This window comes from Beduinella massiliensis (assembly GCF_900199405.1).
Lineage (GTDB): Bacteria > Bacillota > Clostridia > Christensenellales > Aristaeellaceae > Beduinella > Beduinella massiliensis.
The window spans coordinates 2,671,330-2,693,817 of the sequence record NZ_LT963430.1 but is presented as its reverse complement, the minus strand read 5'-3'; the positions used below and the strand labels follow the sequence as shown (position 1 = coordinate 2,693,817).

Here is a 22,488-nt window from a genome sequence, read left to right as displayed (position 1 = left end):
AGAAAGCGAGGATGGAAACATCCGAGCTCATCTTTAGGTCGAAGAAGCACAGGAGACTGTGTGGAAGAAGAAAACAGTGCAAAGCACTGAAGACGCGAGAGCGTCAAAGAAGAGACTGCCGGTTGCGGATGCGGAGAAATCTCTAAGCTGTATCGTTTTCAGGGATTGAAGAACCCCTGAAGCGCACACACCCTGGCAAAGGGTGGGTCTCGCGAAGCGAGACGGTGCGCAGCGCACCTTGAAAACTGCACAACCAGATGGAAAACATCTTGTGAAGAAAACAACCAGTTGCGAAACAATTTTGCAGTTGGTCTCAGGAAAGATTCTCAACATACGAGAGTATGAAAGACGATCAAGATACTAAGGGCACAGGGTGGATGCCATGGCACTGGAGGCCGAAGAAAGACGTGGCAAGCTGCGAAAAGCCACGGGGAGCCGCAAGCAGGCTTAGATCCGTGGATATCTGAATGGGGAAACCCGGCGGGAGCAATGTCCCGTCACTCCCAGGTGAATACATAGCCTGGGGAGAGGGCACCCGGGGAACTGAAACATCTAAGTACCCGGAGGAAAAGAAAGAAACATCGATTTCCTAAGTAGCGGCGAGCGAACGGGAAAGAGCCCAAACCAGCAGACTACGGTCGGCTGGGGTTGTGGGCCGGCGACATGTACGTGAAAGCTTAGAAGAAGAGCGCTGGAAAGCGCCGCCAGAGAGGGTAAGAGCCCCGTAAGCGAAAGGCAGACACGGCTAGCCGGTACCAGAGTACCGCAGGACACGAGAAATCCGGTGGGAAGCAGGAGGGACCACCCTCCAAGGCTAAATACGATCCAGTGACCGATAGCGCATAGTACCGTGAGGGAAAGGTGAAAAGAACCCCGGGAGGGGAGTGAAAGAGAACCTGAAACCCTGTGTTTACAAGCAGAGAGAGCACGATAAAGGTGCGATCTCGTACTTTTTGTAGAACGGACCGGCGAGTTACGTTATGCAGCGAGGTTAAGGACTGAAGGTCTGAAGCCGAAGCGAAAGCGAGTCTGAAGAGGGCGTCGAGTTGCATGACGTAGACCCGAAACCGGGTGACCTATCCATGGGCAGGTTGAAGTGGAAGTAAAGTTTCATGGAGGACCGAACCAGACGTCTGTTGAAAAAGGCGGGGATGACCTGTGGATAGCGGAGAAATTCCAATCGAACCCGGAGATAGCTGGTTCTCCTCGAAATAGCTTTAGGGCTAGCCTCGGATTAGATTGACGGAGGTAGAGCACTGAATGGGCTAGGGGGCCACAAAGCTTACCGAACCCTATCAAACTGCGAATGCCGCACAATTGATGTCCGGGAGTCAGGCCGCGAGAGATAAGTTCCGCGGTCAAAAGGGGAACACCCCAGATCGTCCGCTAAGGTCCCAAAGTATACGTTAAGTGGAAAAGGATGTTGGATTGCAGAGACAACCAGGATGTTGGCTTAGAAGCAGCCACACATTTAAAGAGTGCGTAATAGCTCACTGGTCGAGTGGTTCAGCGCCGAAGATGTAACGGGGCTAAAACGTAACACCGAAGCGGCGGGATGCGTAAGCATCGGTAGAGGAGCATTGCATGCGGGCGGAAGCTGGAGCGGGAGCACCAGTGGACTGCATGGAAGAGAGAATGCCGGTATGAGTAGCGAGACCCATGCGAGAAACATGGGCGTCGAAAGCCCAAGGATTCCTGGGGAAGGTTCATCCACCCAGGGTAAGTCGGGGCCTAAGCCGAGGACGGAAGTCGTAGGCGATGGACAGCAGGTTGAGATTCCTGCACCACCGACAGGCGATTGAGCGAAGCAGTGACACAGAAGGATAAGACGAGCGCGGTGATGGTCAACCGCGTCCAAGCGTCGAGGTTGGGCTGTAGTGAAGTACGCAGTCCTAAAAGCTGAGGCGTGACGGGGAGCGAAAATAAGTAGCGAAGCGTCTGAGTTCACGCTGGCGAGAAAAGCTGCTAGTGAGCCTGAAGGTGCCCGTACCGGAAACCGACACAGGTGGGCGAGGAGAGAATCCTGAGACGGACGGGAGAACCCCTGTTAAGGAACTCGGCAAAATGACCCCGTAACTTCGGGAGAAGGGGTGCCTCGAAAGAGGTCGCAGAGAATAGTCACAAGCGACTGTTTAGCAAAAACACAGGTATCTGCGAAAGCGAGAGCTGACGTATAGGTGCTGACGCCTGCCCGGTGCTGGAAGGTTAAGGGGAAGTGTTAGGGGAAACCCGAAGCAGAGAACCGAAGCCCCAGTAAACGGCGGCCGTAACTATAACGGTCCTAAGGTAGCGAAATTCCTTGTCGGGTAAGTTCCGACCCGCACGAATGGCGTAACGACTTGTGAGCTGTCTCAACAGGGGGCCCGGTGAAATTGAAGTATGTGTGAAGATGCACATTACCCGCGACTGGACGGAAAGACCCCGTAGAGCTTTACTGTAACCTGACATTGGATTTTGATAACGGATGTACAGGATAGGTGGGACGCTAAGAAGCGAGGACGTCAGTCTTCGTGGAGCGGCCGTTGGGATACCACTCTTCTGTTATTGAAATTCTAACTTCAAGCCGTGAACCGGCGGAAGGACAGTGTCAGGCGGGCAGTTTGACTGGGGCGGTCGCCTCCGAAAGAGTAACGGAGGCGCTCAAAGGTACCCTCAGAATGGATGGAAACCATTCAAAGAGCGTAAAGGCAGAAGGGTGCTTGACTGCGAGACTGACAAGTCGAGCAGGTACGAAAGTAGGACTTAGTGATCCGGCGGTATAGAGTGGAATTGCCGTCGCTCAACGGATAAAAGCTACCTCGGGGATAACAGGCTGATCTCCCCCAAGAGTCCACATCGACGGGGAGGTTTGGCACCTCGATGTCGGCTCGTCGCATCCTGGGGCTGAAGCAGGTCCCAAGGGTTTGGCTGTTCGCCAATTAAAGCGGCACGCGAGCTGGGTTCAGAACGTCGTGAGACAGTTCGGTCCCTATCCATCGTGGGCGTAGGACACATGAGAGGAGCTGCTCCTAGTACGAGAGGACCGGAGTGGACGCACCACTGGTGCAACTGTTGTCGTGCCAACGGCACAGCAGGGAAGCGAAGTGCGGACGGGATAAACGCTGAAGGCATCTAAGCGTGAAGCCCCCCTCAAGAAGAAGTGTCCCATTCGAAAGAAGTAAGACCCCTGGAAGACTACCAGGAGATAGGTCATCGGTGGAAGAGCAGTAATGTTTGGAGCTTGATGATACTAATCGGTCGAGGGCTTGATCTAAGAAGCGGCTGGAAAGAGCTGTGAGAGAAACTTAGAAGAGGCCAACGTAAAAGAGCGTACGAGAGTACGGAAAAGCGAGATTGGTTGAAGAGCGCAGGATGTTGGAAGGCTGGGTGTGCAGTTTTCAAGGTACGAAGACCTTGAGAGATTTCCGGTGGCAATGGCGAAGGGGATCCACCTGTTCCCATACCGAACACAGAAGTTAAGCCCTTATGCGCCGATGGTACTTGGCTGGTGACGGCCCGGGAGAGTAGGTCGCTGCCGGATTCCATTCAGAAAAGAGAGTCGAAAGTGGCTCTCTTTTTTGTCGTTGTGGGAAGTTCGCGGCGCGAATGGAGCGGCGCAGCGCGGGGACGGTCGTTCGGCGTACAGAAAGATTCCATAAAATCAAGGCTTGCGTCTTTATCGCATCTTGTATATAATAGAGAGCAGAATGTTTATGCGCACTTCGAAAGGAAGAGAATGACGATGAACAAGTGGCTGAAACTCACGGCGATGCTGATGGCTTTGCTGATGTTGGCGGGCTGTAACCTGATTGCGACCGATCCGGTGCTGGATGCCCAGCAGACTGTTGCACAGGTTGGCAATACGAAGATTACAAAGGGCGAATGGCTCGAACAGGCCGACAACATCCTTTACAATACACAGATGATGTATGAAGTGTATTATGGAATGCAGTATGACGTCACCAACAGTCAGTACATCGCGGCGGCACGTGCGCAGGCGATCGAAAACCTGATCACCCAGGAAGTCATCATGCAGAAGGCGGCTGCCGAAGGACTGGACGTGCTGAGCGAGGAAGAACAAAAACAGCTCGACGAAGACGTGGCCAGCAACATGGAATCCTATATAGAAGGCTACAAGAGCCTTTACTTTGCGGACACCGAGCTTGAGGGCGAGGCGTTGACAGAAGCCATTGCTGCGCGCATGGCGGAAGATGGCATTAAAGAAGCCGATTTTGCCGATGCGCTCAAAAAGCAGATGATCTCTGAAAAAGTATATAACTTCGCGATCGAGGGCGTCGAGGTGACGGAGGAAGAAGCGAAGGCCGAGTACGAGGCACAGCTGGCCTCGCAGCAGACGACGCTTGAGGCGACGCCCACGCTTTACGCCAGCTACGTGTCAAACGGCACGACGCTGTATTTCGTGCCGGAGGGCTATCGCGGTATCAAACAGATTCTGATCAAGCTGGACAGCGAAAAGGCCAGCGAGATCAATTCTTTGCAGACCACGATCAACACGAACACGACGGCGCTCACGAGCTTGCAGACCCAGCTGGACGAGCTTAAGAACCCTGCGGAGGGATCGGAGAACACCGCAACTCCGGGCGAGATTGAGGCGAGCGTTACGACCCTGGAGGAGCAGATTGCCCTAAATCAGGCAGAGACGGCCGACGCGCAGGCCAAGCTGGATGCGCTGAAGACGGAAGCTTATGCGGCGATTCAGGATAAGGCGAACGAGGCGCTCGAAAAGGCCAAGGCCGGCGAGGACTTCGATTCTCTGATCGAGACCTACAACGACGATGCGGGCATGACGCAGGAGCCCTATAAGACGACGGGATACCCGGTCTGCGAAGGCCTGACGACGTACGTAACCAGCTTCCAGAACGCGGCGATGGCGTTGGAAAACGTTGGCGACGTTTCGGATCTGGTAGAGTCCAGCTACGGTTATCACATTCTCCAGTACACGACGGACATTCCTTCCGGACCTGTAGCCTTTGAAGAGGTGGCGGAGACGATCCGGGAGAGTCTGCTTAGCCAGAAGCAGAACGATACGTATACGGCGAAGCTGGACGAATGGACAAAGGCTTCGAAGGTTACGAAGAATAAGAAACTGCTCGAAAGCAAGTAAAACCGGCCGGCGCGGCCCGCCGCACACTCGTGCGGCGGGCTTTTCAATCGTTTCGTAAAGGAGGAGGAGCACGATAAAGAAGGTAAAAAAGGAGGGCCTGTCCCATCGGTTGGGCCTGTATTTTCTGGGAAATTTGTCCACGAGAATCCTGTCGACGCTTCTGGTTCCTCTGTACGCCTTTAAGATCGCAGCGGGCGACCTGGGAGATTACGACTTTGCCCAGACGCTGCAAAATATCATCGTCCCCATTCTGTACATGACCATCTGGAACGGGGCGCTTCGCTTTATGCTTATGCGAAAGACAGAAGCGGAGCGCGAACATACCGCGGCGATCACGGTTCGCTTTACGCTCGTCATGAGCCTTGTGGGCGCGCTGCTGCTCTATTCTCTGCACTTCCTGGGCGTGTTCAGGATTCCCTATATCCATGCACAGGTGCTGATGATCGTCACGTTCGGTATGGCGCACACCTGGCTGCACATGGCGCGTGGGCTTGAAGAGAACAACACGTTCGTCATCGCGAGCGTACTGGGGACCAGCGTGAACCTCTCTCTCAACTTTTTCCTGATCTTTTTCTTAAACCGAGGTTTGGACGCGCTTTTTACAGCCTCCATCCTGAGCAACGTGTGTTCTTTTCTGACCGTGGAATTACGTCTTCGAATTATCCGCAAGACGCGCGGCGCGGCTTTTTCCAAGAACCTGTTCAAACGAATGGCAATCTACTGCGTTCCCCTTATTGCGGGGGAAATATCCGCCTGGTTCATTTCCGGCTTTGGAAGGATGCTCGTGCGTACGGAACTGGGGGCTGAAATGGCGGGGCTTTATGCTTTTTCCAATAAATTCAGCAATTTGGTCACGATCCTGGGTTCCGTCGTCACGATGGCGCTCACGGAGGAAGTATTCGTGCGCTCCCGCACGGAGGAAGAACGAGTTGGAGGATACCTGTCGGAAAAAAGCACGCAGGTGTTTTGCGTCTTTACCGCGATGCTCATGGTGATGGCACCCTGCCTAGCCGCATTTTACAGGATCATCGCCGCCACGGCCTACGCACAGTCGCAGGAAATCACGTTCTGGCTCGTCGGTTATGCCGTGATGATGGCGATGGCAAACAACATAGAGGGCTGCTTTTGCATGCAGGGAAAAACACAATATTCCCTCATTACATCGCTTATTGGAGCAGGGACGACGATTCTTTTGTCGAACTTTTTAATAGCAAGCTGGGGAATGACCGGCGTTGCGGTCGCACAATTGGTAGGAGCGACGGTTATGTTCGGGCTTCGCTACTGGATCGCCCGAAGGATAGCCCGTTTTTCACTTCGTTTTGCTATTCCTGTGCTGCAAAGCGTTCTCTTCGCGGCAAGCGGAATGGCCTGTATGCGTTGGGGGTGGGCGGCGATTGGAACGAGTCTTATCATCAATGGCGGTGCTGCCCTGGCGGCGAATCGCGCGCTTATCGCCAGCGTTTGGAGCGCGCTGAAAGGAAAGCTGCGCCGCTGAGCGAAAAGCCGTAGGGGACATATTTCGTGCCGGTTAAATTCTATCGGGCATTTGAACGTGCCGCAGCCCATATTTTATGGGCGATCGCGAAAAAGGGCTTAAAGGATCGTTTTATTTTTATTTTTTTGTTTTCAGGGCAGGAAAAAGCGCGAATCGTGTTGAAAAACGAATGGCTAGTTTAAAGAATTTATGAAGACGCGGAAAGCGGCCGCGAATAGATTCCCTGTGTCCCTGTGGGGACGGGGACCGGCGGATGAGAAAGAGGAAGTGACGTAATGACGGACAAGGAGCAGGTCATCAACGAGTTGGTGGAATCAGGAAAGCGCAAGGAGAAGCTGACCGTTAAAGAGATAAATGACGAGCTCGAAAAGGGCGAATTCGACGCTGCGGAAATCGATAAGCTGTATGAATTGCTTGAGGCAAATCACATACCGGTGGTCGACGAGGGGCAGACCAGCACGGACGAGGTCGTGCTTACGCAGGATTCGATCGAGGTATTCGAGACGAGCCTGTCCGCGGCCGGCGTGCCGGTGGACGATCCCGTCAAGCTCTATTTAAAGGAGATCGGCGCGGTGCCGCTGCTCACGAGCGAGGAAGAGCGCGAGCTTGGCGCGAAGATTTTGGAGGGCGGCGAAGAAGGCGCCCTGGCCAAGCAAAAGCTGATCGACGCGAACCTCAGACTGGTAGTGTCCGTCGCCCGTCGGTACGTGTGCCGCAGCATGCAGTTTCTCGATCTGATTCAGGAGGGCAACCTCGGCTTGATTAAGGCTGCCGAAAAGTTCGATTACACAAAGGGTTTCAAGTTCTCGACCTATGCGACATGGTGGATTCGTCAGGCGATCACCCGTGCCATCGCAGACCAGGGACGCACGATTCGTATCCCGGTTCATATGGTCGAAGCGATCAACCGGGTGAAGAAGGCCAGCAATCGGCTGCTGAACGCGACGGGCCGTGAGCCGTCGAGCGAGGAGGTGGCGGCTGAACTGGGCATGCCGGTGGAAAAGGTTCAAGAGATCATGCGCGCTTCGCAGGAGCCGGTGAGCCTTGAGACGCCGATTGGGGACGAGGGCGACAGCCACTTGGGTGACTTTATTCCGGACGACGACGCGCCGCCGCCTCAGGAAGCCGTATCGCGCACGCTGCTGCGCGAGCAGCTTTCCAGCGTTTTAGACACGTTGACGCCGCGCGAAGAAGAGGTGCTTGCGCTGCGCTTCGGTCTCAAGGACGGACGCGCGCGCACGCTGGAGGAGGTTGGACGCGAGTTTAACGTGACCCGCGAACGCATCCGTCAGATCGAAGGAAAGGCGCTGCGAAAGCTGCGACATCCCAGCCGCAGCAAGAAGCTGCGCGACTTTCTGGACTGAATCTACCAGGGAGCGGCAATGAGCCGCTCCTTGATTTTTTATACCGGGGATGGTAAGATAAAGCCATTGTGTGATCCCGTGAAAATAAACGGCTTTATCGCAGAACAGCGGAAGAGAGGAATAGAGGAATGGATGGATATAAAAAGGTAAGGGCGGCGCTTTCGATGAAGCGCGTGCTGCTTCCGATGCTGACGGTTTTAGCGCTCTGCTATCCGGTGCACGCCGCGGTGAGCTACCTTACGGCCGCCGCCATCGTCGCGATCTGCGCGTTGTGCGATCTGCCGGCGGTGCTGTACGGCTACGTCTTCCTCTTTTGGATGGACGAGGTCATGCCCTTCGCCCCTTTGGGTGGGTCGATCGTGCGCGTTATGCAGCTTGCCTTGGGCGTGCGCCTGATCGTCACCTTTTTCCGCAAGCGCCTGTGGATTCAAAAGAGCGACGCTGCCCTTGCGGCTTTCGGCGCGGTCGCCTGTGCGGTCGGTTACATTTCCCATGGATTGACGGGTGAGATGCTGAGCTTTGGCCTTAATATGGGGCTGTTCTGGCTTGTGCGCATCGTGCTGCGCGCGCGGGCGGACGCGCCCTCGGTCGTGCGCGGCATGCTGCGAACCTATACCTATGGTGCGTTGGCGGCGATTGCGGTCGGATTCACGCAGCAGCGGTTCGTGACGCTGCTGCTGGAGGACTTCACCAGCAGTTACGCCCGCTTTATGGGGACGTTTGAACCGAATTTTATGGCGGCGTTCCTCAGCGCTTCAATTTTGATCTGGATGGCGCTGGATTGGGAGCAGTCCGTGGTGGACATGGCTGTCCTGGGTGTGATGGGCGGCGCGTTGGTTTCCACCTTCTCGATGACCGGCATGCTGTGCTTTGCGCTTGCCTCCCTCTTCATGCTGATCCGCATGCGCAGGGGGATGCGCAGGGTGTTGATCCGAGTCGGGCGCGCGCTGCCGGTGGCTCTGGCGGTCGTCGCGTTGTTCTCGGGCTTCGTATCCCTGAAGGGCATGGACTACTTCGCCCGCGGCATCATCACGGAGGACATGCACGAGCACGCGTATAAGCTGACCTACGAGGACTACGTCTACGCACGCGACAATGGGATCGACTTTTTGTCGGTTTCCAAGCCTGCCAGCGAGCTCCTCAGCGAGGAAGAGCGGGTGGCGGATGTCGAAAAGCAGATGGGGGCGCTCTCAAATCCCGTTCAGCAAAACGCGCTGCTGACCCGCATTCGGGAAGCCTTTGAACGCATCGCAAGCGGAGATTTGGATGAGCTTACCTCCGGCAGGTATGGCCTGGCGCGTATGAAGCTGAATGACTTTGCGGCGCTTGCGCCTTGGCAGAAGGCCCTGGGGGCGGGCCCGGACGCGGTGATGACCTATCAGGTGAACGTAAAGCAGCGAAATTACACGCACAACAGCTGGTTGGACGCGCTGTACAGCTTCGGCATCGTAGGCTTTGCGTTCCTGATCGCGTGGATCGCCCTGGCGATGAAACGCAGCACGCTCGCAGGTGTACAACTGACAGGGAGTACCGCGTTGGCGGCCCAGCTTGGGCGGGTGGCGCTGATGCTCAGCGCGATGACGCTCTCCATACACATCAACCGAACGTTTCTGTTCTTCTTTTTCATGGGGTGAGCCACTTGGAAAAATTGGAAGGACTTGCGCCGTTTCTCGCCCGGGAGCCGGCGCTGTATATAGACATGCTGGAAGGCCTGCGGCGCAGGACGGCGGTATCCCTTCGAGCGGATGCGCAGGGCGCTCTGGTGTACAATGCGCAGGCGGACGTCCACATGCTCTGCTCCGAGAGCCTGGAAGCGGCGGAGCGTCTGCTTGAAGGTATGGCGATACGCAACCTGGTGGTGCACGAGATGCACGCGCTTGGCGCGGCACAGCGGAGGGGATTGCAAGGGACGCTGCGCTATCATCACGCCGCTTACCTTCAAGCAAACTTTCCCCCGGCAGAAGGTGGAGCAGCGCAATGCAGGCTTCAAGCGCTGGACGAGCGGCACGCGGCATTCGTAGCCTCGCATTATCACAGCCTCGACGGGACGGAGTACGTGTACGAGCGCATCCGCGCCGGGATGATGACCGGCGCCTTTTGGTACGACCAACTCGCCGGCTTTATCGGGGAGCACGATGAAGGGGCGATCGGCATGCTGGAGGTGCTGCCCGCGTATCGAAGGGGCGGCGTCGCCTATGCGCTGGAGCGCGACGCGATCTGTCGGGCGCTGAATGCCGGAAAATGGCCGTACTGTCAGGTGGTGGAGGGGAACGAGGCCTCGCTTCGCCTGCAGGGAAAGCTTGGTTTTACGATTTCGGCGCCTGTGGTGACCTGGATGGTGAAAGAAAGGGAGCATTAACGGATGAACAGGAAAATCGCCTTTATTCTAGTCTGCTGTCTCGCCCTGTGCTGCTTTGGCAGCGCGCATGCGGAGCGGGCGCCTTACGTCGCGCAGATCGTCATCGACGATACGATTTCGGAGTACAGTTACTACTACGACCACGCGGCCGTGCTCGACGCGCTCGACGATTTGATCGACGATCCGGCGAATCGCGCGGTCTTCCTCTATCTGAACACGCCGGGCGGCAGCATGTACGAGGTGGACGAGCTGTACACCAAGCTGATGCAGTACAAGGAATACACGGGCAGGCCCGTGTACGCCTTCGCGGCGCAGCGTGCGATGTCGGGCGGGATGTACGTCGCGATGGCCGCGGACAGGATCGCGGCCGCGCGCATGAGCGAGCTGGGTTCTATCGGCGTAATCGTCTCGCTGACGAGCGAGGCAGGGCTCTACGAGAAGCTGGGAATTGAGGAATACACCGTCACATCGGGCAGAAACAAGGACTTCGGCTGGCCGGAGCTGACGGAGGAGCAGCGCGCGTTCCTGCAGGACATGGTGGACGAATCGTTCGACATCTTCGTGGAGATCATCTGCGCGTCGCGAGGTCTCACGAAGGAGCAGGTGCTCGTATTTTCGGACGGGCGGGTTTTTACGTCGCGCATGGCCCGACAGTACGGCCTGATCGACGAGGTGCTTTCCTACGAGGAGGCGCTGGACGACCTGTACGACACGTATGGTCTCGACGATATAAAGCTTGTCGACTATCCCAAGGCGGACGTCCATACGCCGGGCGCGGAGGATGACGGAGACGAAGCGGGCGAGGACGGGAACCTGCTGGACTGGCTGCAAAACCGCCTTTCGCTGAATCTGCGGGGACGCTTGGCGGCCATCTCGCGCATGCCGAGGCGCATGGCGATTGCCCGCTGAAAATTTTGGGCGCACAGCAGACATTGTGCGCCCGATTTCGTCTAATCTGTGGCGAGCTTGCGCAGGAAGGAGTCCGTCGTAACCAGACCGGAACGGTTGAAACGTCCCAGATGATAGAGGGTATCCGGATCGCGCGTTACGCGGTTGACGCGCTCCTCGCAGGACAGGGCGGCTTCAAAGCCCATGTCGCGAAGAAGCCCGGGCGCCTGTTCGGAAATGAGGCCGAAGGGGTAAGCGAACGCGGTAGCGGTGACCCCGGCGCGTTTGAGGAGCTGCTCCTGCATCCGCGTCAGATCTCCCCGAAAGGCCGCTTCGTATTGCGCTGCGGTTTCGCCCTGCTTGCGGCCGCTGCCACGGCGGGCGGAGAGCGCGTGCATGTCGTACGAGTGGTTTTGAATTTCGACAAATCCGGAATCGGCGAGCGTGCGGATGTCCTGCCAGGTCAGGTAGGCGTATTGAGGGTTGGGGTCGCTCTGCGCCTCCGCCATGTCGGCGTAGGCTCCCACGACGGAGACTACGGCGCGAAGCCCGTACTGCTTTAGCAGCGGCAGTGCGTAGGCGAGCACCGCGAGCTGACCGTCGTCAAACGTGATCATCAGGGGTTTGGGCGGCAGCTTCGTGCCAAAGCGCACGTAATCGACCAGGTCGGATACGACCACCGTTTCATAGCCTGCCGCCTGATAGGCCGCGAAGTCAGCCTCAAGCTGTGCGACGGAGACGACGTAGGGGCCTACATGCTTGGACCCCTTCTGCACCCCGTGATACATGACGACGGGCAGCCGCACGGATTCCTGTGAGACGCTGGTGGAATCCACGGGTTTTACGCCGGATGGCAGGTAAAGAAATAGGACGAGCGTCAGCGCCCATACGGCACATAGCGCCTGCCAATGGCGCCTGTAAAAAGCGACGAGCAATGAAATCGCCTCCGCTAAACGCTATGCCGGATGGCAGGGGCGCATGCACCAGAGGAAAGGATGCGAACGATTTTGGAAATTAAAGAAGCGCTGCGCGCGCTTCCGGGCAGCATTTCGTATTATTACGAGGACCTCATTACGGGCGCGGTGGAAACATTCGAGGCGGAGCGTCCACAGGTAGCGGCAAGCGTCATCAAGCTGCCGATCCTGGTCGAGGCGATGCGCCAGATAGACGCGGGAGAGGCGAATCCTGACGAGCGGTTCATCGTCACGGGCGAGCAGAAGATGCCCTCCTGCGGCGCGCTCAGCTACATGCACGACGGTCTCGCGGTGACACTGACGGATCTGGCGACGCTGATGATCATCCTGAGCGACAACACGGCGACGAATCTTTTGATCGACAGGCTGGGCATGGAAAACGTCAATCGAACGGCAGGGGCGCTCGGACTGGAGCAGACCTGTCTTCGCCGCAGGCTTTTTGATGCGGAGGCCAGCGCAAGGGGCATTGAAAACACGGTGAGCGCGCGCGACATGGGGCGGTTGCTTTCCGGAATGTACCGGGGTCAGGTCGCCTCGGAGCACGCCTCGGCGGCGATGCTGAAAATGCTCGCCAACCAGAGGCTTAACGGCAAGCTGCCCTTCTACCTGCATGCGCTGGGGATTCCTGTGGCGCACAAGACCGGCGAGGACAGCGGCATAACGCACGACGTGGGAATCGTCTATGCCGGGCGTCCATTCGTCGTGTGCATCCTGACAAGCGGAACGGACGTCGCCCGGGCGGAACGCACGATGCAGGACGTCGCCCTGGCGCTTTACAGGAGGGCGGAAGCTTGAAGAAAATCGCATTTTTCAAAAAAGGCGCCGCGTGCTTTGCGCTCGCCTTCGCGGCGGTACTGGGACTGGCGATCCCCGGAAACGGCGAATCCTTGTCCCTCACGACGGGCATGCCGACGGATAAGCCGTACAAGCCCGTGATGGTCAATCTGGACAACGAACCGGCGGCACGCCCGCAGATCGGCCTGGCGGCTGCGGACGTCGTCTACGAGATGGTTCTCTACGAAGGCGGGTATACGCGCTATACCGCGGTCTATAACGACCGCATGCCGGAGTACGTGGAGGGCGTGCGCAGCGCGCGAATCTGCCATGTGGACCTGTACAGCGACTGGGGCGGCGCATTTGTCTTCAACGGTGTGCAGGAAAAAGCAGGCACAGACACGTACGAGTACATCAAAAAAGGCCATCCGATCCTGCAGGAATGGGATGGCATCAAGAGCACGGCGTATTATTCACGCGACGAAAGCCGCGAGAGCCCGCACAACGTACGCTTTGCGCTGGCGCAGGCCATGGAAGCAACGAAATTTGAAAAGAAAGTGAAGGCGCGTTCCCCGCTGCGCTTTGACGCGGAAAACCCGACGCGCCAGGGAGACGACGTGACCGAATTCGCGATCCCCTACCGCGTGGGCAGCTACCATCCTTCCTACCTGTACGACGCGGAAAAGGATTCCTATAGACGCTATTATAACGGGCGGCCCATGAACGACGGCATCAGCAAAACGCCCATCACCTGTCAGAACGTGATCGTGATGACGGCGAAGCTGGAATGGTACGACGAAGACGACGAGCGTCCGCTTTACACCCTTACGGGCGGCGGCGCTTGCACCTACTTCACGGGCGGAAAGCGCTTTGAGGGATCCTGGAAGCGGGACAAGGGGGCGGATGTGACGCAATTCCTGGATGCAGAGGGAAACGAAGTGCGATTCACTCCGGGCAAGACGTTTATACAGATCGTGCCGGAAGGACAGCGGATCGACATTCTGGGATGACGCGCCGCCCTCAAGGAAGCAACGGAAAATCAATACGGCCGCTCAAAAGCGGCGACCGCTTCGCGCAGAGCCTCATTGGCCTGCGCGATTTTTTCTGTGCTGGTGACCCGTCCCTCATCTTCCGCCATCGCGCGCACGACCTGCTCGTTCATCTCGGGATCGTGGTGGGAGTAGTCCGTGTAGCGGTTCAGGTCGAGAATCCACTCTTCGCGCGCCGCAAAGTCGTAGAGACGCACATTTTCGTAGGCGAGCAGCCGCGAGGCGAGCTGCTCGCGGGCCCAAAGCTGGGTTTCAAGGTTGCCCGCATCGTGTTGGAGCACCCAGTAGACCACGCTATAGGGCGGAAAGTACACGTAGAAGGTCGTCTGCGGATGTTCGGCGATATAAGGTTCCAGATGCCGCGCCCAGTTCGTAAGCACGCGCTCGGAAAAATAGTCCGGGGACTTCATTTCGTATTGATAGGCGTTAAAGTCGTAGGAGGCGAGTGTGCTTTCACGCGAGAAGTGCACGTCCGACCAGGCGAACATGGCGTCCCGCGGATTTTCGGGCAGGCCTCCGCGCAGATTATAGCGCAGCGTAGAGCCGATCTCGTCCACGAGAACGCGCAGGTTGAGCACATAGCGCACGTCGTCCAGGGGGTCCGCGTTCCAGAGGTATTCAGGCAGCGGGCTGGAGGGACGGTCGTACGGCATCGCAAAGCTGGTGACGTCCAGGCAGTAGAAGACCGCCGCCATCGAATGGTTTTCGAAGGCCAAATCCATCACCCGGGCGTAATTGTAGGGATAGCCCCCCTTGAAGGGCAGTTTGACGGACCGAACGCCAAAGTGCTCGTCCAGCGATGAGGCGCGGGTATTCTCGACCATGGAGGAGCCGAGCAGCACGGCGTCGTAGTCGTAATGGCGGGCGATGCCGCTGTTGCAGTAAACCTGGTTGTCGTAAAGCGGCGTGTAGAAAGACGCCTGCCGGTAGTGCTCGAAGGGGTCGACGACGTAGACCGTCCCGGCCGACAGAAGCAGGAGCAAAAGCAGGGAGAAAAGCGTGATGATCGTCCAGTGCTTAAAGCGCAGGGCGGTACCCTCTGTCATAAAATGCAGCCTCTTTACAATAGATTTGTTCTATTATAGCGCACGCGGCGCGCGCGGCGCAAGGGCGGCGAAGGCTTGACAGATTGCATATAAAATCTGTGTCGAATCTTGTCAGATCACCGCTTGTATTAAGGGAGCATGAAGCTGTATAATCATGAAACGACGATCATCAAGTTTTATGAACAATTTTGCGGAGAGAAGGCGTTTTGATTGCCCACCCAGATGGAAGACCGGGAGCTTTTGCTTTCCTTTACGCAGTCCTTTATCGAATCGGTGCTGATTCCCTTTCAGACGATGTTCAGAAAGCGGCTAAGCAGCATGCAGCTTCGGGTGATGCTCTTTCTTTGCAGAAAGGGCCCCAGCACGATGACGGAGCTGTCGGAGGCGATGTCCGTTCCGCGCCAGCAGACGACGCAGATCGTGGACCGGCTGCACGAGATGGGGCTGGTGGAGCGCGTGCGCGAGGAGAGCGACCGGCGGGTGGTGCGCATCCGCTGGAGCGCGGAAGGGCACCGCTATTTCGACCCGATTTGTGACCGTTTTTATGAGGACATGAGCGCGCGCGTGCACGCGCTGGCGCCCGAGGAGGCGGAAGCCTTTCTCGAAGCGGTGCGGACGCTGGTGCAGCTGCTGCCCCAGATGGGAGAGGAAAGAGAGGACTTGGCCCAATGAACGAAAGAAACATGCTGCACGTCGGTCTTGACGTGGGCTCTACGACGATCAAGTGCGTCGTGCTCGACGAGCGCGAGCAGATCGTCTATTCTTCCTATGAGCGGCACTTTGCGCTCATCACGCAAAAGACGTTGGAGCTGATCGAAACCGTCAACCGCGAGGTCGTGCACGGCGCACCGGTGACGCTGACGGTTTCCGGCTCGGCGGGCATGGGCATGGCGCAGGGGGCCGGTCTTCCGTTCCTGCAGGAGGTGTACGCCACCAAGCTGGCCGCAGACCGGTGGCTTCCGGGCACGGACGTCATCATCGAGCTGGGCGGCGAGGATGCGAAAATTCTCTTTTTGCAGGGCTGCATGGAAGTGCGCATGAACGGTTCGTGCGCGGGCGGAACCGGCGCATTCATCGACCAGATGGCGACGCTGCTGGGCGTGACGCCGGCGGTCATGGACGAATTGGCGGAGAAGGCGGCACGCACCTACACCATCGCTTCGCGCTGCGGGGTTTTCGCCAAGACGGATATCCAGCCGCTGCTGAACCAGGGCGCGGCGCACGAGGACATCGCCCGTTCGATTTTCATGGCGGTCGTCAATCAGACGATTGCCGGGCTTGCGCAGGGCCGTCCCATCGAAGGAAAGGTCGTCTACCTGGGCGGCCCGCTCACATTTCTGCCGCAGCTGCGCGCCTGTTTCGATCAGGCGCTCGGGCTCAAGGGGCTCAGCCCGCAAAACGCGCTTTACTACGTCGCGCTGGGGGCCGCGAGCCACCACGAGGAGCCGCTGCGGCTGGAGGAGGCCATCGGGCGGCTGAAGGCATTTCATGCGGGGGAGGCGTACAACGCCCTGCCGCCGCTCTTTGAAACCGAGGCGGAGTATCAGGCGTTTGAAGAGCGCCACGCGAAGGACGCCGTTCCCATTCTCGACCCCGGCACCTACGCGGGCGACGCCTTCCTGGGAATCGACGCGGGCTCCACGACGCTCAAGTGCGCCGTGACGGACGGGGATGGACGATTGCTGCTGACGAGCTATCAATCGAACAGCGGCGACCCGGTGCCGCTCATCCGCGACTTCCTGCTGACGCTCTTCACGAAGTATCCACGGCTCAACGTGAAAAAGGCCGCGGTGACCGGGTACGGCGAGGAGCTGATCCAGCAGGCGTTCGGCGTCGATTACGGCCTGGTGGAGACGGTCGCGCACTTTACCGCGGCCAAGGCGTTCATGCCGGACGTGGACTTCGTCATCGACATCGGCGGGCAGGACATCAAGTGCTTTAAGATTCACGGCGGCGTCATCGATAATATCTTCCTCAACGAGGCCTGTTCCTCTGGGTGCGGTTCGTTCCTGCAAACCTTTGCGAGCGCTCTGGGCTATTCCATCGCGGATTTTGCAAAGCTCGGGCTCAAGGGACGCAGGCCCGTCGATCTGGGCTCGCGCTGCACGGTATTCATGAATTCTTCGGTCAAGCAGGCACAGAAGGACGGTGCGGACGTGAGCGACATCTCCGCCGGGCTTTCCATTTCCGTCGTAAAGAACGCGCTGTACAAGGTCATCCGCGCGACGAGCGCGGAGCAGCTGGGGCGGCGCATCGTCGTGCAGGGAGGCACGTTCCTCAACGACGCCGTCCTGCGCGCCTTTGAGCAGGAACTGGGCGTACAGGTCGTCCGCCCGGACATCGCGGGGCTGATGGGTGCTTACGGCGCCGCGCTGCATGCCCGCACGCTCCATGCTCTAAAGGGCGGAGAGACGACGCTCTGCACGCAGGAGGAACTGGCGCATTTTGCGCACGAGACGCGCACATCGCAGTGCGGTCTGTGCGAAAACCATTGCCGCCTGACGGTGCACACGTTCCCCGGCGGGCGCCGGTACATCGCGGGCAACCGCTGCGACCGGCCGACGACGGGCAAGGCGCAGGATCTGGCGGACATGAACCTGTACGCCTACAAGCGCGAGCGCCTTACGCAGATGGCGGCAACGGCGGACACCGCGCAGGGCGGCCGGCCGCGCATCGGCCTTCCGATGGGCCTGAACATGTTCGAGATGCTGCCGTTCTGGACCGCCTTCTTTGAAAAGCTCGGCTTTGAGGTCGTGATTTCGCCGCTCTCCAGCCGCAGGCTGTACGTGGCGGGGCAGGCGACGATCCCCTCGGATACGGTGTGCTTCCCGGCAAAGCTCATGCACGGACACGTGGAGGCGCTGGTCGCCGCGGGGGTAGACACGATCTTCTACCCCTGCATGAGCTACAACTTCGACGAAAAGCTGGGCGACAACCACTACAACTGCCCGGTCGTCGCTTACTATCCCGAGGTGCTTTCCGCCAACATGCCGCACCTTTCGGGCATCACGTTCATCAAGGATTACGTGGGCATCCATCGCAGGCGTGATTTCCCGCGCAAGATGACCGAGATCCTGACACGCTATTTCCCGAACCTCTCCCTGAAAGCGGTGAAGACGGCTTCGGACGCGGCCTACGCGGCGTATGAAAGCTACATGCGGGACGTCCGGGAAAAGGGCGAGGAGATCGTGCGCCGGGCGCGCGCGGAGGGCAAGCCCATCATCGTGCTGGCGGGCCGTCCCTATCACGTGGATCCGGAGATCAACCACGGTATCGACCGGCTGATCGCGGGCTTTGGCGTCGCGGTGGTGACGGAGGACGCGCTCGCCTGCCACATGAAGAAGGAAGCGACGGGCGTGCTCAACCAGTGGACGTATCATGCGCGGCTCTACGCGGCGGCGCGCTATATCGCAGGGCAGGAGGACATGAACCTCGTGCAGCTCGTGTCCTTCGGGTGCGGTGTAGATGCGATCACGACCGACGAGGTTCGCGAAATCCTGGAGGGGGAAGGCAAGATCTATACGCAGATCAAGATCGACGAGATCACGAACCTGGGCGCGGTCAAGATCCGTCTGCGCAGCCTGTTCGCGGCCATCGAGCAGCAACAGCTGGCAAAGGGGAGGAAAGCGGAATGAGCACCACCACCAAGCACGCGGTATACACCAAGGAGATGCATGAGGAGGGTTACACCATCCTCATCCCCAATATGGCTGAGATCCACTTTGAGCTCGTCCGAAACGTATTCGAGCTGTACGGCCACAAGACGGTGCTGCTGACGAACAGCGGCCCGAGCGTGGTGCAGGAAGGTCTCAAGTACGTGCACAACGACACCTGCTATCCCGCGCTGCTCGTCATCGGGCAGATGATGGACGCGCTGCACTCCGGCAAGTACGACCTGCACAAGGTCGCGCTCATCATTACACAGACGGGCGGCGGCTGCCGCGCGAGCAACTATATCCACCTGCTGCGCAAGGCGCTGAAAAAGGCGGGGCTGGAATACATTCCGGTGATTTCGCTCAACCTCTCCGGCCTGGAATCGTCCAGCGGCTTCAAGCTGACGATCCCGATGCTCCGCCGTGCGATCGCCGCGCTGGTTTACGGCGATTGCCTGATGCACCTTGCGAACCAGACGCGGCCCTATGAAAACAAGAAGGGCGAGACGGACGCGCTGATTCAAAAGTGGATAGGGGAGCTGACGGATCAGTTCGCCAAAGGGCGCGGCATGCGTTCAGGCCCCATGCGCCAAAACCTGGAGCGCATCGCGGACGAATTTGACGCCATCGAGCGCGAGCACGAGAAGAAGACGCGCGTGGGCATCGTGGGCGAGATCTACGTCAAGTATGCGAGCCTTGGCAACAACAACCTGGAAGCTTTTCTGCGCGAACAGGACTGCGAATACATGGTACCGGGGATCATGGGGTTTGCGCTCTTTAAGACCGACAACCGCCTGGAAGACATCAAACTGTACGGCGGCAATCCCCTGAAATACGCGGTTTGCTCGATCCTCAAGCGTTTCCTGACGCACATGGAAACGATTCTGATCGAGACGATCAAGAAGCATCCCTCGTTTGTGCCCCCCTCTTCCTTTGAGCACACGAAGAGCCTCGTCAAGGACGTGATCGGCTACGGCAGTAAGATGGGGGAGGGCTGGCTGCTCACGGCGGAGATGATCGAGCTTACGGAAAACGGCTATGCCAACATCGTCTGCACGCAGCCGTTCGGCTGTCTGCCCAACCACATCTGCGGCAAGGGGATGATCCGAAAAATTCGCGAGCTGTACCCGAACGCCAACATCGTGCCGATCGATTACGACCCCAGCGCGACGCGCGTCAACCAGGAAAACCGTATTCGTCTGATGCTCTGCGTCGCCCGCGGCGAGCAGGAGAGCGGCGAAAACGTCCAGCCGGCTATGGCTTCCGGCGGGCTGGGGGATTAAGGCCGCGGCCGTTTTACAAAAATCCTCCTCAGCTCTAGGTCAGCCGCATTGGGCGGCCGCCTTGCGAATGATTTCGCAGGCGGCCGCTTTTCCGTTCGCTAAAAGGAGGCAAAAAGCGTGAGGATACGCACGTTCTGATTCAAAAAATCCTCATTCTTCGCATGAACCTGAGAAATAAATCTTGCGATTTAGGGCCTGATGTGGTACGCTAAAGACGGTTTTATTTGGGAGGACGAGGGATGGAGGATGACGAGCATGCCGGAAAATGAAGTACGTGTGGAAGAACTGAGCAGAGAGGCGGTATGGAAGAGCCTGATCTGCAAAATTGACGGCGTGCAGTCTGCACGCGTGGTCTTTGGGCCGCGCGGAGAAGCGGCGGAAATCCACGTGATCGCCGATGAGCGCCGCGGCGCCAAGCAGGTGACGCGCGACATCCAGTCCGCCCTGATGGCAGCCTTTGACGTCGAGGTGGACTACCGCGTGATCAGCGTCGCGCGCATCCCCGTGGAGGATAAGGCGCCTGAGATCGTTCCTCTGCACCGCGAGGTGCGCCTGTTATACGAAGGAATCGACCTTCACACCAAGCGCGACAGCATGTCGATCAGCGTCCGCCTTGGATATGAAGGAAAAGAATTTGAGGGGCTGGCATCCTGTCAAAATGGGGTTTTTTCGCGCCAACGCATGGTTGCGATGGCGACGGTTTGCGCGATCAATGAGTTCGCGGCCGACCCCGTCTTTGAATTGGTGGACGTACAAAGCGTGCTGATGAGCGGGCGCACCGCAATCCTGGTGAGCGTCGATTGCACGTGGGGCCACGAGCTGCTGTTGGGCAGCGCGTTCCTGCGGGACGATGCAGACAGGGCTGTCGTGAAAGCGACGATGGATGCGGTGAACAGGCGCCTGAGCTATCTGAAGCGTTCCCTTTGATGAAACAGATCCGGCGGCATACGGCATTCTTTAGCGTAGCGGATATAGCCTGCTGAACTAGCGGTAGGCAGAGCCTGTATAACAGGAGGCTATATCATGAAAAAGATCATGCTGGCCGTTTCAGCAGTGGCTTCGTTCCTGCTTTCTTCCGGCGCTTTCTTCGGCTGGAGATTCTAAGATCCCCATTCGGTTGACCTAAAAGCAACGCGCTGCCGGATCTGTTTCTCATATCGATTCCTGCGTGCGCCGTTTCCGTGAGCGGCTAGAGGTACATCATGAAAAAATGTCAGAAGGCCTATATCGCGTTTATCTTTATCATAGGTCTTGTCATAACGGCGGCGAATAGTCCGTCGATTCTTCTCGCCATCCGTCAGGCCGGGCTCCTTCAGGCTCTGCCGCGCATGATCGTCATGCTGGCGCTGATGGCGCTCTTTCGTTCCATGCCCTTGCAGCTTTCCAGCGAGCATATCGTCGATGTCTCCTTCATCATCGTGCTGACGGCTGTGCTGACGATGGGCGCGCCGACGGCGCAGCTGCTCTACGCGCTGAGCACGCTGCTCATGTTTTCCCGCGACGAAACGACCAAGCGCCACGGTCTCAGTATCCTGCACAAGCCGGTGCAGCTCACGTTTAACACCTGTATCGTCCTGATTGCTCTCTCGTTTGCGAACGTCGTGTTTATGTATCTGGGCGGAAACGGCGCGGATTTCCGGCTGCCGTATTCGATATTCACCAGCTTTTTGTACTCCGTCGTCGTCATGGTCGTCAACCTGATGCTTTTGATGGTGCTCTTTGCGCTGGGCGGGGAAGACGTGCGCGGGAGCGTGCGCGAGAACATCATGGGCATCCTGCCCAACGTGCTGGCGACCATGCCGATCGGCATTCTGCTCGCTTACCTCCTGCAGCTTCCGGGCGGCGAGTACATGCTGGCGATCTTCATGCTGCCGCTGATGCTGGCGCGCTATTCGTTCAAGCTCTATATCGACAGCAAGGAACAATACGTGCGAATGATTATGGCGCTTTCCAGCGCCATTGAAGCCAAGGATCCCTATACGGAGGGTCACTCGCGCCGCGTCAGCGAATACGCGGTGCGCATCGCGCAGGAAATGCATCTGTCCAGCGGGCGGGTGGACAACCTGCGCGTGGCGGCGCTCCTGCACGACATTGGCAAGATCGGCGTCAACGATCGGGTGCTCAACAAAAATGGCCCGCTCGATCCCGATGAGTGGAAGATCGTCCGTCAGCATCCGGAGACGGGCTATCGGATTGTCAGTCAGCTGAACCTTTCGGAGACGGCCAAAAGCGCGATTTTACACCATCACGAGCGCTTTGACGGGAAAGGATATCCGTCTGGGATTCCTTTGAGCGAGCTGCCGCTGGAGGTTGCGATTCTCTCCATCGCGGACGCCTTTGACGCCATGACGAGCGACAGGCCGTACCGCAAGGGGATGACAAAGCAAAAGGCGCTTTCGATTCTTCAGGAGGAAGCGGGAAACCAGTTTCACAGCGACGTGGTCAAGGCGATGGAGCGAATCGTTCAATCGATCGACCTTCCATAAGGGAGGAATACAC

16 protein-coding genes and 2 rRNA genes are annotated in these 22,488 nt (G+C 58.1%); 16 read left to right on the top strand and 2 right to left on the bottom strand.

What is annotated here, in order from left to right:
* Positions 1–350: 350 nt before the first annotated feature.
* The 9 genes from C1725_RS13080 to sppA all read left to right on the top strand — a co-directional run bounded on the left by C1725_RS13080 (position 351) and on the right by sppA (position 11,231).
* A 23S ribosomal RNA gene (locus C1725_RS13080) occupies positions 351–3,253 on the top strand.
* A gap of 150 nt (positions 3,254–3,403) precedes the next feature.
* Positions 3,404–3,520, top strand: a 5S ribosomal RNA gene (gene rrf, locus C1725_RS13075).
* A 201-nt stretch (positions 3,521–3,721) separates the two neighbouring features.
* Positions 3,722–5,104, top strand: coding sequence for a peptidylprolyl isomerase (locus tag C1725_RS13070; RefSeq protein WP_346026652.1), 1,383 nt, complete (start codon positions 3,722–3,724; stop codon positions 5,102–5,104).
* A 109-nt stretch (positions 5,105–5,213) separates the two neighbouring features.
* On the top strand, positions 5,214–6,599 hold the full coding sequence (locus C1725_RS13065; protein ID WP_102412033.1) for a polysaccharide biosynthesis protein: 1,386 nt from the start codon (positions 5,214–5,216) through the stop codon (positions 6,597–6,599).
* A 26-nt stretch (positions 6,600–6,625) separates the two neighbouring features.
* Entirely contained in the window at positions 6,626–6,781 is a 156-nt protein-coding gene (locus tag C1725_RS19395) for a hypothetical protein (protein ID WP_346026651.1), read from the top strand.
* A gap of 93 nt (positions 6,782–6,874) precedes the next feature.
* Positions 6,875–7,963 (top strand): RNA polymerase sigma factor RpoD, encoded by a 1,089-nt coding sequence (rpoD, locus tag C1725_RS13060; protein WP_102412032.1) that lies wholly within the window; start codon positions 6,875–6,877, stop codon positions 7,961–7,963.
* A gap of 128 nt (positions 7,964–8,091) precedes the next feature.
* Positions 8,092–9,597: an O-antigen ligase family protein gene (locus C1725_RS13055; RefSeq protein WP_102412031.1), complete on the top strand. Its 1,506-nt coding sequence runs from the start codon at positions 8,092–8,094 to the stop codon at positions 9,595–9,597.
* Between the two features lie 5 nt (positions 9,598–9,602).
* Entirely contained in the window at positions 9,603–10,322 is a 720-nt protein-coding gene (locus C1725_RS13050) for a GNAT family N-acetyltransferase (protein ID WP_102412030.1), read from the top strand.
* A gap of 3 nt (positions 10,323–10,325) precedes the next feature.
* Positions 10,326–11,231, top strand: coding sequence for a signal peptide peptidase SppA (gene sppA, locus C1725_RS13045; protein WP_102412029.1), 906 nt, complete (start codon positions 10,326–10,328; stop codon positions 11,229–11,231).
* Between the two features lie 41 nt (positions 11,232–11,272).
* Here sppA and C1725_RS13040 read toward each other — a convergent pair whose 3' ends face one another.
* Positions 11,273–12,145 (bottom strand): polysaccharide deacetylase family protein, encoded by an 873-nt coding sequence (locus tag C1725_RS13040; RefSeq protein ID WP_102412028.1) that lies wholly within the window; start codon positions 12,143–12,145, stop codon positions 11,273–11,275.
* Positions 12,146–12,217: 72 nt separating this feature from the next.
* Here C1725_RS13040 and C1725_RS13035 point away from each other — a divergent pair, with 72 nt between their 5' ends.
* Complete coding sequence (locus tag C1725_RS13035) at positions 12,218–12,979, top strand: serine hydrolase (protein WP_346026650.1); 762 nt, start codon at positions 12,218–12,220, stop codon at positions 12,977–12,979.
* Positions 12,976–13,968: a DUF3048 domain-containing protein gene (locus C1725_RS13030; RefSeq protein WP_102412026.1), complete on the top strand. Its 993-nt coding sequence runs from the start codon at positions 12,976–12,978 to the stop codon at positions 13,966–13,968. The genes C1725_RS13035 and C1725_RS13030 overlap by 4 nt, the downstream gene beginning before the upstream one ends.
* A gap of 29 nt (positions 13,969–13,997) precedes the next feature.
* Here the strand turns inward: C1725_RS13030 and C1725_RS13025 are convergent, their stop codons facing one another.
* Complete coding sequence (locus C1725_RS13025; protein WP_102412025.1) at positions 13,998–15,053, bottom strand: hypothetical protein; 1,056 nt, start codon at positions 15,051–15,053, stop codon at positions 13,998–14,000.
* Positions 15,054–15,263: 210 nt separating this feature from the next.
* On the opposite strand from C1725_RS13025, the gene C1725_RS13020 reads away from it, so the two are divergent.
* From C1725_RS13020 to C1725_RS13000, 5 genes are all read left to right on the top strand, one after another.
* Complete coding sequence (locus tag C1725_RS13020; protein WP_102412024.1) at positions 15,264–15,725, top strand: MarR family transcriptional regulator; 462 nt, start codon at positions 15,264–15,266, stop codon at positions 15,723–15,725.
* Positions 15,722–18,688, top strand: a complete 2,967-nt coding sequence (locus C1725_RS13015; RefSeq protein WP_346026649.1) for an acyl-CoA dehydratase activase-related protein — start codon at positions 15,722–15,724, stop codon at positions 18,686–18,688. Before C1725_RS13020 ends, C1725_RS13015 begins: the two co-directional genes overlap by 4 nt.
* Positions 18,685–19,989 carry a 2-hydroxyacyl-CoA dehydratase gene (locus C1725_RS13010; protein WP_102412023.1) on the top strand — a complete coding sequence of 435 codons (1,305 nt, stop codon included), beginning with the start codon at positions 18,685–18,687 and terminating at the stop codon, positions 19,987–19,989. Before C1725_RS13015 ends, C1725_RS13010 begins: the two co-directional genes overlap by 4 nt.
* A 255-nt stretch (positions 19,990–20,244) precedes the next feature.
* Positions 20,245–20,916: a hypothetical protein gene (locus C1725_RS13005; protein WP_102412022.1), complete on the top strand. Its 672-nt coding sequence runs from the start codon at positions 20,245–20,247 to the stop codon at positions 20,914–20,916.
* A 275-nt stretch (positions 20,917–21,191) separates the two neighbouring features.
* Positions 21,192–22,475: an HD domain-containing phosphohydrolase gene (locus C1725_RS13000; RefSeq protein WP_102412021.1), complete on the top strand. Its 1,284-nt coding sequence runs from the start codon at positions 21,192–21,194 to the stop codon at positions 22,473–22,475.
* The last annotated feature ends 13 nt before the right edge of the window (positions 22,476–22,488 follow it).

Excerpts from the sequence above, each read along its gene's own strand:
- C1725_RS13070 (WP_346026652.1), top strand. The coding sequence starts at position 3,722 with ATGAACAAGTGGCTGAAACTCACGGCGATGCTGATGGCTTTGCTGATG.
- rpoD (WP_102412032.1), top strand. The coding sequence starts at position 6,875 with ATGACGGACAAGGAGCAGGTCATCAACGAGTTGGTGGAATCAGGAAAG.
- C1725_RS13055 (WP_102412031.1), top strand. The coding sequence starts at position 8,092 with ATGGATGGATATAAAAAGGTAAGGGCGGCGCTTTCGATGAAGCGCGTG.
- sppA (WP_102412029.1), top strand. The coding sequence starts at position 10,326 with ATGAACAGGAAAATCGCCTTTATTCTAGTCTGCTGTCTCGCCCTGTGC.
- C1725_RS13025 (WP_102412025.1), bottom strand. The coding sequence starts at position 15,053 with ATGACAGAGGGTACCGCCCTGCGCTTTAAGCACTGGACGATCATCACG.
- C1725_RS13015 (WP_346026649.1), top strand. The coding sequence starts at position 15,722 with ATGAACGAAAGAAACATGCTGCACGTCGGTCTTGACGTGGGCTCTACG.
- C1725_RS13010 (WP_102412023.1), top strand. The coding sequence starts at position 18,685 with ATGAGCACCACCACCAAGCACGCGGTATACACCAAGGAGATGCATGAG.
- C1725_RS13005 (WP_102412022.1), top strand. The coding sequence starts at position 20,245 with ATGCCGGAAAATGAAGTACGTGTGGAAGAACTGAGCAGAGAGGCGGTA.
- C1725_RS13000 (WP_102412021.1), top strand. The coding sequence starts at position 21,192 with ATGAAAAAATGTCAGAAGGCCTATATCGCGTTTATCTTTATCATAGGT.